Source organism: Acinetobacter sp. FDAARGOS_515 (genome assembly GCF_003938865.1).
GTDB lineage: Bacteria > Pseudomonadota > Gammaproteobacteria > Pseudomonadales > Moraxellaceae > Acinetobacter > Acinetobacter ursingii.
Genome location: NZ_RKIX01000003.1, coordinates 3,155,166 through 3,172,726 on the forward strand (window position 1 = coordinate 3,155,166; position 17,561 = coordinate 3,172,726).

Sequence of the window (17,561 nt, forward strand, 5' to 3'; positions counted from 1 at the left end):
CCATTCAACAAGCAAGTACCTGCACTGTTGATCGCATTTTTTCCACACCACCTTTTTCACGAATACCCCTTACTGGCGCAACATCAAAATAATCACGACCAATTGCGACGTAAATATGTGAAGAAGGTTCAAACAATTGATTACTCACATCGAAACAATACCATTGTTTATTCAAAAATACTTCAGCCCATGCATGACTTGCTAGATGAGGCGTATTTTTATCATACAAATAGCCTGAAACGTATCGCGCTGGTAAATTTAAAGCCCGACACATGGCAATCATTAAATGTGCATGATCCTGACACACCCCTAGACCTGCGTAAAATGCTTCTTTTGCTGTGGACTGAACTGTGGTTGCATGCGGACAGTAAGGAACTTTCAACAAAATTTGTTCTGCTAAAACAATAAGTTCTTTCAACGAACCCATCGTCACAAATTGGGTGGCAAATTCCAACATATTCGCGTCCCACAACGTAGCATGTGTCGGCTGCAAAAATAGTGACAACGGTAAACTTGCTTGGTGTCCCTCATTTCCACCACAATGTAATTCAACGATCCCTTGCGCCATGATGGTTAAATGTTGATAGTCAAAACGCTGTGAACAAGTCAGCCATAGATTATTAAAAACATCCTTTTTAAGTACCCGTTCACCCGGAACACTAATGTCCCAGTAATGAACGTATTGGTGCTGTGAACTTTGAGGAATCATCTTAATATATTGGATACTGTTGCACGCATTTTCACTATAAGTGTAATGTGTTTGATGATTCACCATAAGTTTCATACAGGCGCCTCAAACATGAGATGAAGTTGATCATGAAAATGATAAAAAGACATCAAATCAGGTTGTTGCTTCAAATCAAGCCATGCTGTTTCAAGAGCCAACCAGCCATAATTTTTTAAAGCTGCAACGGTTTTGTCGAGTTCATCAATTAAATTTTCAGGATTTTGTTTAAAGCGCAAAGTCGCATCTAATTGCTCAATTTTTTGACCCAAACCAAAAAACAGTAAAATATCGGTATCTGTTTCTGCTTCCAAAATCTCATTACACTCTTGGACTACATTACAAATATAACCCGATTGTTCACCTGCATTTCGAATAAGAGCATTAAGTTCAGCATAGGCTTTTGCAGGTAAAACAGCGCGTAATTCATGAATATTGTCACTTGCATAGCTAAATTGTTTCATCAATGAATACGGTTGCTCAGGATCTAGTGCCAATTCATTCAGTGATGCTGCATCATAAGCAGGTAAACAAAAAGCATGACAAAATTCAATTGCAGCCTGATCCTGTGTAAATGGAATCCGATTGCAAAAAAAGTTGATGCGCATCAAATAACGGCCTAACCAGTAAATATGTTGTGCATTTGAACTCAGTAAAATCATAATTTCTTCCTTGTTAAATGAACATTGATCAAGAATGTAGTGCTTCAACAACCCAAGTATCTTTGATGCCACCACCTTGTGATGAGTTCACAACAAGTGAGCCAGCTTTCATGGCCACACGTGTCAAGCCTCCCGGTACAATCTCGGTTCGATAAGGCGATGACAATACAAAAGGACGTAAGTCGATATGCCGCTCTGCGATGCCATCCTGAGTCAAAGTTGGCGCCACAGATAATTCGAGTGTCGGCTGTGCAATATATAAATGCGGATGTTGCAAAACTTTTTTTCTGAACTCCGCGATTTCACTTTTGGTTGCTTGTGGCCCAATCAGCATTCCATATCCACCAGAACCCTGTGCCTCTTTGACGACCAGTTGTTCCAGATTGGCAACTACATAATCCAGTTCATCTTCACGTCGACATTGAAAGGTTGGCACATTTTTCAAAATTGGTGCTTCATTCAGATAAAAATTAATCATATCATCCACATAAGGATAGATTGATTTATCATCCGCAACCCCTGTACCCGGAGCATTTGCAATCACGACATTGTGCTGCAAATAAGCAGACATCAAACCTGCGACACCTAAAGTACTATCAGGTCTAAAAGCAAGTGGATCGAGAAATGCATCATCAACACGGCGATAAATCACATCGACACGTTGACGACCTCGAATAGTTTTGACATAGACGTGATCATTTTCAACAAAAAGATCGCGACTACTGACTAGCGGCACATCCATTTCACGGGCTAAAAAAGCATGCTCGTAATAGGCGCTATTAAAGCGTCCTGGGGTTAACACCACTATAAAAGGCTGATCAACATAAGCATTTTCCTCCAAAATTGCGCGGAGTAATGTTGGATATTGTTCGATTTCTTGTAACGGGTTTGCCGCACATAGCTCTGGCATGAGTTTTTTACTGATTTTTCGACTTTCAATCATATAAGAGACACCTGACGGTGTTCTTAAATTATCTTCGAGAACAAAAAAATCACCTTTTCCATCACGAATGATATCGATCCCGCTGATTTGAGAATAAATTTTTCCTTTTAAATCATGATTTAACATGTGAGGCTGAAAAGCTTCATGTGTCATCACCTGCATTTGAGGAACAATCTGTTCTTTCAAAATATGCTGATCATGATAAATATCATCTAAAAATAAATTTAAAGCTTTGACGCGCTGCTCGCAGCCTTTGGATATTTTCTCCCATTGCTTTTTTTCGATCACTCGCGGAATGAGATCATATGGAATCGTTCGTTGCGTGCCTTCTTCTTCACCATAAACCGTAAAGGTAATCCCTTCATATAAAAAATGTTGCTTTGCCTCAGCATTCAGTTGCTTCAATTGTTCGAGACTATGCACTGACAGCCATTGCTCTATCTTTTTAGAAACTTCACCACTTGAGCTGACATCATCTAGCATTTCGTTAAAAAATTTTGATTTTAACTGCTCAAACAAATTGGTATTTACACTTAACTGGTCAATGAATAAAGACTGGCTGTTGATTACTCCGCTCAATTTATCTTTCATATATTGCTCACCTAGGGCATGCATCTCTTTATCTTCTTCTAACATAATTACCTGCCTTTTTTCTTGTTGACTCATTATCCTATAAAGCAAATACAGTGCCATTTATGCAGATGCTTTCCTTATTTTTGGAAAAAAAGTGAACTGGCTTCAATGAGGTTCTTGTAGAAAGTTGTATCGGGATATAAGCAATATTTCTGTTACATTCTTGCCAAAACGATCAAGTTTTTCTATTGTGTTGCTATTCAAAACATTATTGACCTACTTACGATCGACTATGTCTTTACAAGAAAAAGAAACCTCCAATAGTTTGCACCGACAATGGCAAATTCTATCGCGCCTTTCGACAGGTAAATGGATGGGAACGCGTGAACTACAGGAAATGCTGGAACGTGAAGGGGTTGATATTAGCCTGCGCACTATTCAGCGTGACTTAAACCAGATTGCACAACGCTTTCCCATTGAAAGCAATAAGACCGTACCGCAAGGCTGGCGCTGGCGTTCTGATGCTCCTATTCAAAGTCTGCCGCATATGACCAGTTCTCAAGCGGTGACATTTATGATGGTCGAAGAACATTTAAAACACCTGTTACCCCCCAGTCTGATCGAAGAAATGAATCCATGGTTTGATCTGGCACGTCGCAGCCTGTCGACTCAAAATAATGTTCGCCAATGGATTAATCGTGTTCGAATTGTGCCTGCAAGCCAACCATTAATTCCGCCTTTGGTCGATAAACATGCACAACAAGCCGTTTATGAAGGTTTACTCCAAGATAAACAGATCGAATGTATTTATCGACCACGTAATATTCATGCTGAAGAAAAAACCTATATTTTAAATCCGCTGGCTTTGGTACAAAAAGGTGCGATTATTTATTTAATTTGTACACGGCACGATAAATCCGATGTCCAAACTTTTGCTTTGCACCGTTTTAAATCAGCTTCTGTACTAAATTCGCGCGCTTTACACCCAGTAAATTTTGATATTGATCAATATATTGACTCTGGCGCTTTAGGTTTTCGTGTTGACTACAACAAACCGACTGAAATTGTTGAGTTAAAGCTGACCATGACTGAAAATACGGCACAGAGCTTTTATGAAAGTCAGCTTAGTAAAGACCAAAGCATTACTCCCATCGATGAAAATATTGTAGAAATTCGAGCAACGCTCCCTTTTACCTCTCAATTGGTTTGGTGGCTACGCAGTTTTGGTAAAAAAATTCTGCATATAGAACCAATTGAAGTTCATCATGCGGTCAGAGAAATTGAAAATGAATAAAAAAAAGAGAGCATTGCTCTCTTAGAGTTTTTATAATTTTTGATATTCAAACAATATTACTTTTTCTTGGTGATTAAAATACTGGCACCCACTTTCCCAAGCCCCGACACCAAAGAAAATGGATACCAATTCGTGCTGAGAACCATGATTTAACATAAGCATGCTAAATCATAACCATTATAACGAATCGACTTCATGGTCATGTTGATTACCTCTTTGTTTTGAACGTAAAGCCACTATAAGAAATTTCAGGTCGTATAAGAAATAACAAAATTGACAGAATAAATGCATTTAAATTCTTAAGATTTTTTCATATATCATTTTACACAATATAAAAAGCCCAGTTTTAACTGAGCTTTTTATATTTCAATTATTTTTATTTAACACATGATTTAAGCAATTTTTTTGGTCTGATTATTTTTACGGATGGTAATCATCACCAATTGCACCGCAGCAGGTGTTACACCTGGAATACGATTGGCTTGTGCCAAGGTTTCAGGACGCACGGTTTTCAGCTTTTGCGTGATTTCACGAGACAGGCCAGAAACCACATCATAATCAAAATCTGCTGGAATTTTAGTTTCTTCCAAACGCTTCATTTGAGCCACATCTTCATGTTGACGATTGATATAGCCTTCGTACTTGACAGCTATTTCAATCTGTTCACCCACATGCGGAGATACTTGAGAATCTGTTAATTGAGCAATCTGGGTGAAATTCACATTTGGACGTTTAAGTAAATCAATGGCACTGGATTCTTTACTTAAATCCGCACCCGTCATTTCCACAAACTTTTTACCCATTGGATTGTTTGGTGCAGCCCATAAATGTGCCAAACGTGCTGTTTCAGTTTCAACAGCTTCCATTTTTTCACAGTAAGCTGCCCAACGAGTATCATCGACCAAACCAAGCTCACGACCAACTGGCGTTAAACGCTGATCTGCATTGTCTTCGCGCAGCATTAAACGATATTCTGCACGAGAAGTAAACATTCGGTACGGTTCTTTGGTTCCCAAGGTAATTAAATCGTCAACCAATACGCCCATATAGGCTTGGTCACGTTTTGGTGTCCATTGCTCTTGATCCCATGCACGACGCGCAGCGTTCAGACCTGCAAGCAAGCCTTGTGCGCCCGCCTCTTCGTATCCTGTTGTTCCATTGATCTGACCAGCAAAATACAAATTATTGATGGCTTTCGTTTCAAGGGTAAATTTCAGAGCTTGCGGATTGAAATAATCGTATTCAATCGCATAACCCGGACGCAAAATATGCGCATTTTCCATACCACGAATCGAACGCACCAATTCAAACTGCACATCGAATGGTAAAGAGGTTGAAATGCCGTTTGGATAAAGTTCATGCGTATCCAAACCTTCTGGCTCTAAAAACACCTGATGAGATTCTTTATCAGCAAAACGGTGAATTTTATCTTCGATGGATGGACAATAGCGCGGCCCTACACCCTCAATCACACCTGTATACATTGGAGAACGATCAAGACCGCCACGAATAATCTCGTGCGTTTTTTCATTGGTGTGTGTGATGTAGCAATTCACTTGCTCTGGATGCATTGAAACGTCACCCATAAAAGACATCACGGGTGATGGAAAATCACCCGGTTGCGGAGTCATTACAGAAAAATCAACTGAACGCGCATCGATACGTGGTGGCGTACCTGTCTTTAAACGACCCACTGGTAAATTTAATTCGCGCAAACGATGTGCCAACGCAATAGAGGGTGGATCACCTGCACGACCGCCACTCGACTTTTCGAGTCCAATATGAATGACACCACCCAAGAACGTACCCGTGGTCAATACCACCGTTTTAGTTTCAAAGTGTACGCCCATTTGGGTAATCACACCCTTCACCGTATCGCCTTCAACGACTAAATCATCGGCTGCTTGCTGAAAAATATCCAGATTTGGTTGATTTTCAAGGGTATAACGAATGGCGGCTTTATAACGCACACGGTCGGCTTGAGCACGCGTTGCGCGAACTGCTGCGCCTTTACGCGAATTTAAAATACGAAACTGGATACCACCTTTATCGGCAGCCAATGCCATGGCACCGCCTAAAGCATCGATCTCACGAACCAGATGCGATTTACCAATACCACCAATCGCAGGGTTACAGCTCATTTGCCCCAATGTTTCAATGTTATGCGTCAAAAGCAAGGTCTGTCGTCCCATACGCGCAGCAGCAAGCGCCGCTTCCGTACCTGCGTGACCGCCACCAATAACAATAACATCATAAACTTTAGGGTAATGCATGGCTGAAAAACACCAAGAAAAAAGGACGAAAAATTATATCAAAAAACCCTGTAGCAATATGGTTTTTTTACAAAAATAAAGACACAAAATTTACAGCAATATACAAGATGTGACATTTTATATAAGTATTTCAGCATAAAACGAATTAACTTTTTAAAAACCGACTCTTAGAATAAGACTGTGTCAGTGCTTTATAGTTAAAAACCTAAAATCAACTTTAAAAAAGGTATTGAAATGAAAAACATCATGTTAAAAACAATCGCTGTATCTGCTTTACTTCTTGGTGGTATGACGCTAGCAAATGCTGAAGAAGCAACAGTGAGCAAAGCAGAAACTAATGCACAAGTCAAAGCATGTGCCAAGAAAAAGCAAGGTGACTGGGCAACTTACGGCTACAAAGGCGTTACTTTTAATGGTACTTGTCAGCCGAATGAAAATGGTAAATTGCAATTTAAAGCGCCTGCACCATAATTGTAAAACTGCTTTAATTTAATCTGTAAAACACAGGCTTACTATGCCTGTGTTTTTTTATGGAAAAAATAATAATTCCACTTATAAATGTAATTTATCTGATTGAAATATATTCAATTTTAGTTAGAATCATTATGACATCGGGATATAAAACAACAAAAGGAAATAACATATGGATTCTGGAATAATTACGATTTTTCTACCTATAGCACTTGCAATCATTATGGCTGGACTAGGCTTGGAGTTACGGCCTCAGGATTTTAAGCGTGTTGCAAAACATCCTAAAGCAGTTTTCTTGGCCTTATTTTGTCAATTGGTGATTCTGGTCAGTATCGCATTTGTAATTTGTAAGCTATTAGCCCTTCCTCCCCTTTTGGCCGTTGGTGTGATGCTACTGGCAGCGTCACCGGGCGGGCCTACAGCAAACTTATTTAGCTATCTTTATAAAGGTGATATTGCACTCAATATTACTTTAACAGCGATCAATTCTGTAATTGCAGCATTTACCTTGCCTGTTATTGTCAATCTGTCTATTCAACATTTTATTAATGATGGTCAACAGCTTGGACTTCAGTTTAGCAAAGTCATTCAGGTTTTTCTTATTATCATCGTACCTGTTTGTTTAGGCATGCTTGTTCGCTATTTTTCACCTAATGTTGCGGACAAATTACATAAACCAGTGCGTACCTTTGCAGTGGTATTTTTAATACTGATTATTATTGGTGCTGTGGCAAAAGAACGAAATAGTATATTGGAATACATTATGCAGGTTGGACTGGCAACATCTCTATTTTGTATCGCAAGCTTATTGATCGGCTACTTTATCCCACGAATATTTGGGATCAGTAGTACGCAAGCACGTGCTTGTGCTTTTGAAATTGGTATCCATAATAGTACGCTGGCCATGACCATTGCTCTCACCATACTTGCAAGCACTACTATCGCAATGCCTGCGGCAGTTTATTCAATATTTATGTACATATTTGCTGCTATTTTTGGGACGTTGTTAAATCGTTATGAGCCTCAAAGAGCCGAAACTCACTTAGTTGCAAAAAATGAATAACCTTCTCATCAGATCAATGGGTCGCTCGTTGAAATTATTTCTCGAGTGATCCATTTATCCGTTACAATAGATGTTTCAAATCGAATTTAGGTCTTATTCCCGTGAAGTGGTTACAAATACACATTACTGTTGATCAAGCGCAAGTGGATTTTACAGAAACATTACTTATGTCATTAGGTGCAGTAAGTGTAACGCTAGATGATGCCGAAGATCAGGCATTGCTTGAACCGCTTCCTGGAGAAACTCCGCTTTGGAATAAAGTGATTGTAACTGGGATTTATCAGGAAGATGATCAAGACCCTATCGATGTAGAAAAACTGGAAGCTTTTCTAAAAGAACAACTTCCTGATGCACCTATACGCCATGAACAACTCGAAGATCAAGTCTGGGAACGCGCATGGATGGATTATTATGAACCCATTCAAATCGCAGAAAAGTTCTGGATCGTACCTGAATGGTTAGAAGCTCCAGACAGCAATGCGGTTAACATTAAACTTGATCCGGGTCTGGCTTTTGGTACAGGCAATCACGCTAGTACTTTTCTTTGCCTGCAATGGTTAGGACAAACTGATCTTAAAGATAAAATTGTGATCGATTATGGTTGTGGCTCAGGTATTTTGGGTGTCGCAGCATTGTTGCTTGGGGCAAAAAAAGTCTATGCCACTGACATCGACCCGCAAGCTGTATTAGCTACCAAACAAAATGCTGAACTCAATCATGTATTAGATCGTTTATTTGTCGGTTTACCTGAAGAGTTTAATGCAGAATTTAAATCGCAAAAAGCGGATGTTTTAGTGGCCAATATTTTAGCTGCGCCACTCATGGCACTTGCGCCAGAGTTTGCAACTTTGCTCAAATCTGAGGGAGAGTTCGCACTTGCAGGCGTAATCGAAGAGCAAGTTGCTGATGTTACTGGTGTTTATTCTGAGTTTTTTGATATAGTACATATCGAGAAGCGCGAAGAAAACTGGTGTCGCATATCAGGGAAGCGCCAATAACAAATAAAAGTAGATGACGGTTCCATGAGTGAAAAACAAACCCGCTGCCCCAAATGTTTGACAGTATATAAAGTCTCACTAACTCAGCTCACAGTTGCTCAGGGTATGGTTTGTTGCCCCAAATGTGATTTAAACTTCAATGCACTAACTAATCTCATTCTGGCAGAAGATCATTCTGCCAGCTCGATTCAGTATTCAGCTTTAAATCAATGTGCGATTTCACCCTCTGCTTTGCAATACAATAACTTTAATGTTCTGGATATTTTTGATCGTAGAATTGAAAATTCAAATATTGATCTGCTGACCTATCTCAATAATTTAAACTATTTTCAAAATGAGGAAATCAGCAGTTTCCCCCAACTCAATCTTGCCGAGAGCGAAGGTCTAAGTTTAGACAATAGTCCCAAAAAACGTAAAAAGCATAGCCTGCTATATTATGTAATGTGGAGTTCTATTAACATCGTCTTATTGGGAATCCTGTTCTTCCAAATTTTATGGTTTAACCCAAGAGTGATGCATAATAGCCCTGTACTAGGCGCGGTATTCAATCAATTATGCAGTGTATTTAGTTGTAAGAAACTTGAAGAGAACTACGCACTTTTGACTATTAATAAAGTTAAAGTCGTGAGCATTGAGCAGCATAAAACTCGTTTTTCAGGTGTTTTGGTCAATTATCATGATAAAAGCTTACAGCTTCCTCTACTCAAGCTGACTTTAAAAAATAAACATGAGAATAAGAGTATTATTTTAAAGCCTCAAGATTATTTAGCCGCCAGCCTAAACGGTATTCAGCGTATTCCTAAAAACCTGCCTTATAAGTTCGAATTTAACATTAATCAGCCCAGAAAAAGCTTTGATGATTATACTTTAGAAATAGTCCACCCCTAATCACTAAAAAAAACATAAAAAAAATGAAAAAAAATGCAGTTAATTTGCTCACTTTTTCTTAGACAATGGTATCATACGCGCCACGAAAGCTTGACCCTACAACATCTTCGGATTTATCCACAACAATTACTGTCGTCATCTGTGCTTTATCAAGTGATAGCGCATTGCGTGGCTTTTTTGTTTTTGAATCTGGGCTGTAACAAATATTAAACTATTGTTACGCTTATTTTTCGCACAATATACAGAGTTGTGGCAAGCTGTTGTTTCCATGTTTTAGAGCCTCTGTTTTAGGATCTAAAACAGGGTTCATTATTTAGACCACATTTACATACTGCTTTACCCAAGCGGTAATATGATTTCGGATTAACTCGCATGAATAGCAAATCTCCTATTTTTACTGCACAATCTGATGTTGCTCTTCGCATCCACGTGGATCGCGCAGTTCGCCATTATTTTGCACAATTGCAAGGTGAGCAACCATCACAAGTTTATGACATGGTGCTAGCAGAAATGGAGAAACCTCTTTTATCTGTCGTCTTAGAATATACCCGTGGCAATCAAACTCGTGCTGCGGAGATTCTAGGCCTAAACCGTGGAACTTTACGCAAAAAGTTAAAAGCTCACGGCTTAATGAGTGAATAAATGATAAAATGCTCACGTCCTGTGGGCATTTTTTATGCCTATTTGTTTTAATCTGTAAACTTAAACCGTTGATTTAATCATGACTATTAAACGTGCTTTGATTTCTGTTTCTGACAAAACAGGAATTGTGGAATTTGCTCAAAATCTTGCAGCTTTAGGGGTAGAAATCTTATCTACTGGCGGTACATATAAGTTGCTTAAAGACAACAATATCGCTGTTGTAGAAGTTTCTGAACATACTGGTTTTCCAGAAATGATGGATGGTCGTGTAAAAACCCTACATCCTAAAATTCATGGGGGTATTTTGGCTCGTCGTGGTCTGGACGAAGCGGTCATGCAAGAGCATGATATTGCGCCTATCGATTTGGTTGTAGTTAACCTGTATCCATTTGCAGCAACCGTTGCTAAACCAGACTGCTCTTTGGCAGATGCGATTGAAAATATCGATATCGGTGGCCCAACCATGGTTCGCGCAGCAGCGAAAAACCATGCTTCAGTGGGTATTGTGGTCAATGCATCTGACTACGCTACTGTGATTGCAGAGCTTAAAGATTCTGGTGCATTGTCTTATGCTACGCGTTTTGATCTTGCGGTAAAAGCCTTTGAACACACTGCACAATATGATGGCATGATTGCTTCTTATTTAGGTGCACGTGTAGGTAAAGAAGAGGGCGAAGCCGATTTATTCCCGCGTACCTTTAATACTCAATTGGTTAAAGCTCAAGACTTACGTTATGGCGAAAACCCTCATCAATCTGCTGCATTCTATGTTGATCCTGCTGCTAAAGAAGCATCCGTTTCCACAGCAAAACAGTTACAAGGCAAAGAATTGTCTTATAACAACATTGCTGATACCGATGCAGCACTTGAATGTGTAAAATCATTTGCAAAACCAGCGTGTGTCATCGTCAAACATGCTAACCCGTGTGGGGTTGCTGTGTCATTAGATGGCATCAAAGCAGCTTATGATCTTGCTTATGCAACCGATACCGAATCTGCTTTTGGTGGCATCATTGCCTTTAACCGCGAGTTAGATGTTGAAACTGCACAAGCGATTGTGGATCGTCAATTTGTTGAAGTAATCATTGCACCAAGCATTGCAGATGGCGTACTTGAAGTGACTGGCGCGAAAAAGAATGTTCGCGTGATGGTGTGTGGTGAGCTTCCTGCCATAGATGAACGTGCTCCACAGTTAGACTATAAACGTGTTAATGGTGGTTTATTGGTTCAGGATCAAGATTTGGGTATGATCAAAGCATCTGACCTGAAAGTCGTGACTGAACGTGCACCAACAGAACAAGAAATTGATGACCTGATTTTTGCATGGAAAGTTGCAAAATATGTGAAATCAAATGCGATTGTCTATGCAAAAAATCGTCAAACCATCGGGGTTGGTGCAGGTCAAATGAGCCGTGTAAACTCAGCTCGTATTGCCGCGATTAAAGCAGAACACGCAGGACTTGTGGTTGAAGGTGCAGTAATGGCCTCTGATGCATTCTTCCCTTTCCGTGATGGGATCGATAATGCAGCCAAAGCAGGCATTAAATGTATCATCCAACCAGGTGGTTCGATGCGTGATGAAGAAGTGATTGCAGCAGCCAATGAACATGGTATTGCGATGGTCTTTACTGGTATGCGTCATTTCCGTCATTAATTTGACTGAATTTTAAAGTATAAGAAATTTTTTTGACTTTAAGCTGATCGCCCTCTTCTTATGAAGAGGGTCTTCTACATCAAGAATCGTGTAAAAGTCCAGATCAGTTTATGGATTCATGGAGTATGAACCCAATGAATATTCTTGTTTTAGGTAGTGGTGGTCGCGAACATGCACTTGCTTGGAAAATCGCGCAAGATGCTAAAGTCACCAAAGTTTTTGTTGCACCTGGTAATGCAGGAACTGCAACCGAAAACAAATGTGAAAATGTTCAAATTGATATTTTAAACAATCCAGAAATTATCAACTTTGCAAAAAATAACCATGTTGATCTGATTATTGTTGGCCCTGAAGCACCTTTAGTCAACGGGATCGTCGACGCAGCACGCTTGGCTGACTTAAAAATTTGGGGACCGACTCAATATGCAGCACAACTTGAAGGTTCTAAAGCATTTGCCAAAGACTTTCTGAAAAAGCACAACATTCCAACGGCTTTCTACGAGGTATTTACTGAAGTAGAGCCTGCTAAAGACTATATCAAAAAGCATGGCGCTCCAATTGTCATTAAAGCTGATGGTCTTGCGGCTGGCAAAGGTGTGATTGTTGCGATGAGCAATGAAGAAGCTTTTGCAGCTATTGACGATATGCTGGCTGGCAATAAGTTTGGTGATGCAGGCTCGCGTGTGGTGATCGAACAATTCCTTGCAGGTGAAGAAGCATCATTTATTTGTATGATTGATGGTCAAAACATTTTACCGATGGCGACTTCTCAAGATCACAAACGAATTTTTGAAGGCGATCAAGGCCCAAATACAGGTGGTATGGGAGCTTACTCTCCTGCCCCTGTGGTGACTTCTGAAGTTTTTGATCGTGTCATGACTGAAATCATGCGCCCAACCGTTGAAGGTATGGCACGTGACGGTCACATCTATACTGGTTTCCTTTATGCGGGTTTAATGATTGACGATCAGGGTCAACCTCGTGTGATTGAATTTAACTGCCGTTTTGGCGATCCAGAAACACAACCTATTATGATGCGTTTAAAATCATCTTTGGTTGATCTGGTTGAAGCTGGTATCGCAGGTAAACTCCCTGCTCAAGCCGAATGGGATGAACGCAAATCGATAGGTGTGGTACTTGCTGCTGAAGGTTATCCTGAAACTGTACGTAAAGGCGATGTTATTTCTGGTTTAGGTCAATCTCCTGAAGGTACTAAAATTTTCCATGCAGGGACTAGCGTGAAAGATGATGGTCATGTCGTTACCGCAGGTGGTCGTGTACTTTGCGTAACAGCCTTAGGCGACAGTGTCCTTGAAGCTCAAGTGAATGCTTTAGAAGTGTGTGGTCAAGTGACTTTTGCAGGTATGCAATATCGTAGTGATATTGGTTATCGCGCTATCGCACGTGAAAAAGCAGATAACTAAATAATTCAAACCTCTATTTATTCTTTTTTAGATTAAATAGAGGTTTTTTATTTTTCAAAAATTGATCAAATTGCTAAAAAATCTGAAGTGATAAAGTTATTTTCTACTTTATACTGTAACTTAATAACCATAGCAGAAATTATTAATGATTTACCCTTTTTCTTTTTGACATATAACAAGATATCTTTATACTCACTTTTTTTGATTTAAAAGCAATTTTTGTGCTTAAATTTCAAGCATAGTAGGGTCTGTTGACAATTTACAGATAGTTGCATAGCTAAAATCAACAGCTCCTTATTTTCTACTTAGCTTTCACTCTTACATTGATTTAGCCTGACTAAATCCAGGAACTCAAGCAATGAAAAAACTGTTTAGTGTTTTTTTAAGTATTGCAGTCATTGTTCTCGCAGCTTGTTCAAAACAACCTGAAGACAATAAAGCTTCTGCACCTGCAAATGCTTTGCATAAAATTACGCTTGCCTCTAGTGGTTCAGATACAGATATCTGGCGTTTTATCGCACAACTTCCAGAAACCAAACAAGCAGGTATCGAACTTGATGTAAAAAACTTTACTGATTATGTTTCGATGAATACTGCTGTTGCAAATAAAGAAATTGATGTCAATGCCTTCCAGTCTTATGCTTATCTGGTTGCATTTAATGCGGGAAACAAATCTAAAATTGCTCCATTGGCAACAACTTATTTAGAACCAATGGGAATTTATTCAGATAAAATCAAGAAGATTGAAGACTTCACAAATGGCGAAACTATTGCCGTTCCAAACGATCCTGCCAATGAAGCTCGTGCCTTGTTATTGCTTCAAACTGCGGGCTTGATTAAGTTAAAACCTGAGTTTGATGTCGCTAAAGGCTCTCCTGCTGACATTATTGAAAATCCTAAGAAACTCGTGATTAAAGAAATTCCAATGGCAACTTCTGTTCGCGTAAAAAGCGAAGTCGATGCCATTGTATTGGGTAATGTCTTGGCCATGGAAGGTGGTTTGAATGTGCTTAAAGATTCAATTTTCCATGAACCTGTAGATCAATCTACCAAAATGAATGTCAATGTTCTTGCCGTGGCAGAAGGTCGTCAAAACGATCCTGAGTTATTAAAGCTGAAAGACCTTTATCATTCTGCACCTGTAAAACAATTCATTCAGGAAAAATTTCAGGGCACAAAAGTTGATGTAAATGAACCAATCAGCTACCTGACTGGCGGAAAACAGTAATATAATACCCTCTTCACAAACAGGCACACTGTGTTGCCTGTTTTTCTTTTTTTAGCACTCTAGATCATATGATTGAATTTAAGAATATCTCCAAGTTCTACACTCAAAATGGGCAAACCATTCCAGCACTGGATCAAATTAACCTGACCATTCCTGCTGGTAGTATTTTTGGCATCATTGGCTATAGTGGTGCAGGTAAAAGTACCCTCGTAAGATTGATCAATTTACTTGAACGCCCAAGCGAAGGTCAGGTCATCGTCAATCAAAAAGATATGACCGCTTTGAGTGCTAAAGATTTGCGTACAGAACGCACCCATATTGGTATGATTTTTCAGCATTTCAATTTATTACAAACCAAAACCGTAGCAGAAAATATTGAAATGCCGCTGCTGCTTTTAGGTGTAGATAAAGCCAAACGTCAGGCACGTCTGGAAGAATTGCTGGATTTCATCGACCTAAAACATAAACGTAATGCTTTTCCTGATGAATTATCTGGCGGTCAGAAACAACGCGTTGGTATTGCACGTGCTTTGGCAAATCACCCTAAAATTCTATTATGTGATGAGGCGACCTCAGCACTTGATCCGCAAACCACCAAATCTGTACTCGATTTACTTAAAAAAATTAATGAAGAACAAGGAATTACCATTGTTATCGTCACCCATGAAATGGATGTGATTGAACGTATTTGCGATCAGGTTGCGGTAATGGAAGCAGGTAAAGTGATTGAGCATGGCCCAACCGTGCAAATTTTTAGCCACCCCCAACACCCAACGACCAAAACCTTTATTCAAACCGTGTTTCAGCAACAATTACCACGTAAGATTCTGGATAATTTGCAACATAAAGGAATTGATACCATCTACCGTTTACAGTTTTTAGGCAAATCAGCACATCAACCTGTGATTCAAACGGTCATCCGTGAATTTGATATCGATTTTAATATTTTATTTTCCAATATGACTGAAATTAATGGCACGGTTATTGGCCAGATGTTTGTCCAAATATTAGGCAGTGTCGATGTTGTTGCACAAGCAGTTGACTATATGAAAAAGCATGATGTTCTGATCAGTCAAGCGGAGAATGAATAATGAAAGAATTCATTGTGCATTGGCTCACTGTAATTACACAACCACTCTGGACCAGTCCGCTCGGCATGGATCAATTTGTTGATGCCATGCAAGAAACCATACAAATGGTGCTGTTGTCTTTCCTATTTGGCGGAATTTGGGGCTTAATTCAAGGTGTAGCGTTGGTTGTCACCCGTGACAAAGGCATCTTACCCAATAAAGCCATTTATCATGGTTTGAATCCGATTATTAATGCTTTGCGCTCTCTACCCTTTTTCATTTTAGCGATTGCTGTGATTCCATTGACGAAATGGATTGTCGGATCATCCATTGGTACTTGGGCTGCGATTGTTCCTTTAACGATTTTTATCGGCCCCTACATGGGACGATTGATTGAAAATTCTCTGCTTGAAGTTAATGATGGCATTATCGAATCCGCACAGGCAATGGGCGCAACGCCATGGCAAATCGTATTTAAGTTTATTTTGCCAGAAGCACGTAGCTCACTCATTTTAAATATGACCACTGCAACGATCAGTCTGATTGGTGCAACCGCAATGGCAGGTGCTGTCGGTGCAGGTGGTATTGGTGATCTGGCTTATTCTTATGGTTATCAACGTTTTGATAGTAGCGTGATGCTCTTGACCGTGATTGTCTTGTTGATCTTGGTACAATTGGTACAGTCACTAGGGAATTGGCTTTCCAAACTTCGCTAGTTGAGCCCAAAGCCGCATTAGAGGGAGCTTTATCAGCTCCCTCTTTTATAGCTCAATGATTTTAATGATCTGAGAAATAGGTAACATCCGCTGCAATAAAGGTATTGACGTGTAATGGGACAAGCTCTTCAAGTGGCTGATAACCACCAGCAAGTACAAATAAAATTGGAATGCCTTTTTGTTTTGCCATTCTAAATACAGCTTGATCACGTTGATATAACAATTCAGTCGTGAACCATTTTGAGCCATATTTGTCTTTTTGATGGCAATCCATTCCAGCCTGATACACAATTAAATCGGCCTGAAAGCGTTCAATCATTTCAAAACTTTCATGTAAAGCCTCTAAATATTGTTCAAAATTCCCCTGTTTAGGATGAATATATCGAGTAAAGTTACGACTGTTGGCACGGCACCCAAAACGAATCCCAAAAACTCCAAAGTTAATGAGATTTGGTAATTTTGTTGTAAATTGTGCTGTTCCATCTCCACCATGTTGATCACAGTCCAATATAAAGATCGTCTTCTTTGGATAATATTTAGCGATAAGTGCCAGCCCATTAAAAGTACAATATGCGGCGCCAGCTTCATAACTAGCGTGATGAAAACCCTGTGCAATATTGGCAGCAATTCCCTCTTTCATAGCAAGTTCAGCACCCAATAATTGACCTGCGTTAATTGATAATACTGCATCACGAAGCTGTGGATTCCAGTCACGAAATCCTTGTATCGAAGCTTCTGGTTGTTTACCCGTGATAAATGCTTCGACATAATCAGGACGATGCAACTGTTTAAGTAATTCCACCTCAATCATGCCCGGATCAATGCATTGCGCTAATTGTTTTTGTTCGACTATTTTCGCAACCTCAGTTAATTTTTCCATACTGTTGGTATGAGTATTTGCATAATAACGTGGTGAATAACAGGCTTTGAGCATAGTA

General features: G+C 39.6%; 16 protein-coding genes. 11 read left to right on the forward strand and 5 right to left on the reverse strand.

All coding sequences use genetic code 11. The annotated features are described in order from the left end of the window. Positions 1–4: 4 nt before the first annotated feature. From EGS47_RS16690 to EGS47_RS16700, 3 genes are read right to left on the reverse strand one after another with little or no spacing between them, the layout of a single operon-like run. Entirely contained in the window at positions 5–784 is a 780-nt protein-coding gene (locus tag EGS47_RS16690) for a transglutaminase family protein (protein ID WP_005004063.1), read from the reverse strand. Next, positions 781–1,386 (reverse strand): alpha-E domain-containing protein, encoded by a 606-nt coding sequence (locus EGS47_RS16695; protein WP_005004061.1) that lies wholly within the window; start codon positions 1,384–1,386, stop codon positions 781–783. The genes EGS47_RS16690 and EGS47_RS16695 overlap by 4 nt, the downstream gene beginning before the upstream one ends. Before the next feature lie 28 nt (positions 1,387–1,414). Continuing rightward, positions 1,415–2,920 (reverse strand): circularly permuted type 2 ATP-grasp protein, encoded by a 1,506-nt coding sequence (locus EGS47_RS16700; RefSeq protein ID WP_370685022.1) that lies wholly within the window; start codon positions 2,918–2,920, stop codon positions 1,415–1,417. A 274-nt stretch (positions 2,921–3,194) separates the two neighbouring features. On the opposite strand from EGS47_RS16700, the gene EGS47_RS18540 reads away from it, so the two are divergent. After that, positions 3,195–4,196: a helix-turn-helix transcriptional regulator gene (locus EGS47_RS18540; RefSeq protein ID WP_005004053.1), complete on the forward strand. Its 1,002-nt coding sequence runs from the start codon at positions 3,195–3,197 to the stop codon at positions 4,194–4,196. A gap of 392 nt (positions 4,197–4,588) precedes the next feature. Here the strand turns inward: EGS47_RS18540 and mnmG are convergent, their stop codons facing one another. Continuing rightward, positions 4,589–6,469, reverse strand: coding sequence for a tRNA uridine-5-carboxymethylaminomethyl(34) synthesis enzyme MnmG (mnmG, locus tag EGS47_RS16710; protein WP_005004050.1), 1,881 nt, complete (start codon positions 6,467–6,469; stop codon positions 4,589–4,591). A gap of 234 nt (positions 6,470–6,703) precedes the next feature. On the opposite strand from mnmG, the gene EGS47_RS16715 reads away from it, so the two are divergent. From EGS47_RS16715 to EGS47_RS16760, 10 genes are all read left to right on the forward strand, one after another. After that, positions 6,704–6,940 carry a hypothetical protein gene (locus EGS47_RS16715; protein WP_004989326.1) on the forward strand — a complete coding sequence of 79 codons (237 nt, stop codon included), beginning with the start codon at positions 6,704–6,706 and terminating at the stop codon, positions 6,938–6,940. A 172-nt stretch (positions 6,941–7,112) separates the two neighbouring features. Then, positions 7,113–8,003 (forward strand): bile acid:sodium symporter family protein, encoded by an 891-nt coding sequence (locus EGS47_RS16720; protein ID WP_005004047.1) that lies wholly within the window; start codon positions 7,113–7,115, stop codon positions 8,001–8,003. 101 nt (positions 8,004–8,104) lie between these two features. Beyond that, positions 8,105–9,001: a 50S ribosomal protein L11 methyltransferase gene (gene prmA, locus EGS47_RS16725; RefSeq protein WP_005004045.1), complete on the forward strand. Its 897-nt coding sequence runs from the start codon at positions 8,105–8,107 to the stop codon at positions 8,999–9,001. Between the two features lie 24 nt (positions 9,002–9,025). Next, the gene (locus tag EGS47_RS16730; protein ID WP_005004043.1) at positions 9,026–9,889 is read left to right on the forward strand and encodes a DUF3426 domain-containing protein; all 864 of its coding nucleotides are present in this window, start codon (positions 9,026–9,028) and stop codon (positions 9,887–9,889) included. Between the two features lie 372 nt (positions 9,890–10,261). Further along, positions 10,262–10,531 carry a DNA-binding transcriptional regulator Fis gene (gene fis / locus EGS47_RS16735; RefSeq protein ID WP_001086304.1) on the forward strand — a complete coding sequence of 90 codons (270 nt, stop codon included), beginning with the start codon at positions 10,262–10,264 and terminating at the stop codon, positions 10,529–10,531. Positions 10,532–10,610: 79 nt separating this feature from the next. Next, positions 10,611–12,185: a bifunctional phosphoribosylaminoimidazolecarboxamide formyltransferase/IMP cyclohydrolase gene (gene purH, locus EGS47_RS16740; protein ID WP_005004040.1), complete on the forward strand. Its 1,575-nt coding sequence runs from the start codon at positions 10,611–10,613 to the stop codon at positions 12,183–12,185. Positions 12,186–12,319: 134 nt separating this feature from the next. Continuing rightward, positions 12,320–13,609 (forward strand): phosphoribosylamine--glycine ligase, encoded by a 1,290-nt coding sequence (gene purD, locus EGS47_RS16745; protein ID WP_005004038.1) that lies wholly within the window; start codon positions 12,320–12,322, stop codon positions 13,607–13,609. A 358-nt stretch (positions 13,610–13,967) separates the two neighbouring features. Further along, entirely contained in the window at positions 13,968–14,837 is an 870-nt protein-coding gene (locus tag EGS47_RS16750) for a MetQ/NlpA family ABC transporter substrate-binding protein (RefSeq protein ID WP_005004037.1), read from the forward strand. 68 nt (positions 14,838–14,905) lie between these two features. Beyond that, entirely contained in the window at positions 14,906–15,928 is a 1,023-nt protein-coding gene (locus EGS47_RS16755; RefSeq protein WP_005004036.1) for a methionine ABC transporter ATP-binding protein, read from the forward strand. Next, positions 15,928–16,623, forward strand: coding sequence for a methionine ABC transporter permease (locus EGS47_RS16760; protein ID WP_005004035.1), 696 nt, complete (start codon positions 15,928–15,930; stop codon positions 16,621–16,623). Before EGS47_RS16755 ends, EGS47_RS16760 begins: the two co-directional genes overlap by 1 nt. 61 nt (positions 16,624–16,684) lie before the next feature. Here the strand turns inward: EGS47_RS16760 and EGS47_RS16765 are convergent, their stop codons facing one another. After that, entirely contained in the window at positions 16,685–17,557 is an 873-nt protein-coding gene (locus tag EGS47_RS16765) for a hypothetical protein (protein ID WP_005004034.1), read from the reverse strand. Positions 17,558–17,561: the final 4 nt, after the last annotated feature.

Bases quoted from the DNA above. Each gene is read 5' to 3' on its own strand.
- EGS47_RS16690 (WP_005004063.1), bottom strand. From the start codon at position 784: ATGAAACTTATGGTGAATCATCAAACACATTACACTTATAGTGAAAAT.
- EGS47_RS16695 (WP_005004061.1), bottom strand. From the start codon at position 1,386: ATGATTTTACTGAGTTCAAATGCACAACATATTTACTGGTTAGGCCGT.
- EGS47_RS16700 (WP_370685022.1), bottom strand. From the start codon at position 2,920: ATGAAAGATAAATTGAGCGGAGTAATCAACAGCCAGTCTTTATTCATT.
- EGS47_RS18540 (WP_005004053.1), top strand. From the start codon at position 3,195: ATGTCTTTACAAGAAAAAGAAACCTCCAATAGTTTGCACCGACAATGG.
- mnmG (WP_005004050.1), bottom strand. From the start codon at position 6,469: ATGCATTACCCTAAAGTTTATGATGTTATTGTTATTGGTGGCGGTCAC.
- EGS47_RS16715 (WP_004989326.1), top strand. From the start codon at position 6,704: ATGAAAAACATCATGTTAAAAACAATCGCTGTATCTGCTTTACTTCTT.
- EGS47_RS16720 (WP_005004047.1), top strand. From the start codon at position 7,113: ATGGATTCTGGAATAATTACGATTTTTCTACCTATAGCACTTGCAATC.
- EGS47_RS16730 (WP_005004043.1), top strand. From the start codon at position 9,026: ATGAGTGAAAAACAAACCCGCTGCCCCAAATGTTTGACAGTATATAAA.
- fis (WP_001086304.1), top strand. From the start codon at position 10,262: ATGAATAGCAAATCTCCTATTTTTACTGCACAATCTGATGTTGCTCTT.
- purH (WP_005004040.1), top strand. From the start codon at position 10,611: ATGACTATTAAACGTGCTTTGATTTCTGTTTCTGACAAAACAGGAATT.
- purD (WP_005004038.1), top strand. From the start codon at position 12,320: ATGAATATTCTTGTTTTAGGTAGTGGTGGTCGCGAACATGCACTTGCT.
- EGS47_RS16750 (WP_005004037.1), top strand. From the start codon at position 13,968: ATGAAAAAACTGTTTAGTGTTTTTTTAAGTATTGCAGTCATTGTTCTC.
- EGS47_RS16755 (WP_005004036.1), top strand. From the start codon at position 14,906: ATGATTGAATTTAAGAATATCTCCAAGTTCTACACTCAAAATGGGCAA.
- EGS47_RS16760 (WP_005004035.1), top strand. From the start codon at position 15,928: ATGAAAGAATTCATTGTGCATTGGCTCACTGTAATTACACAACCACTC.
- EGS47_RS16765 (WP_005004034.1), bottom strand. From the start codon at position 17,557: ATGCTCAAAGCCTGTTATTCACCACGTTATTATGCAAATACTCATACC.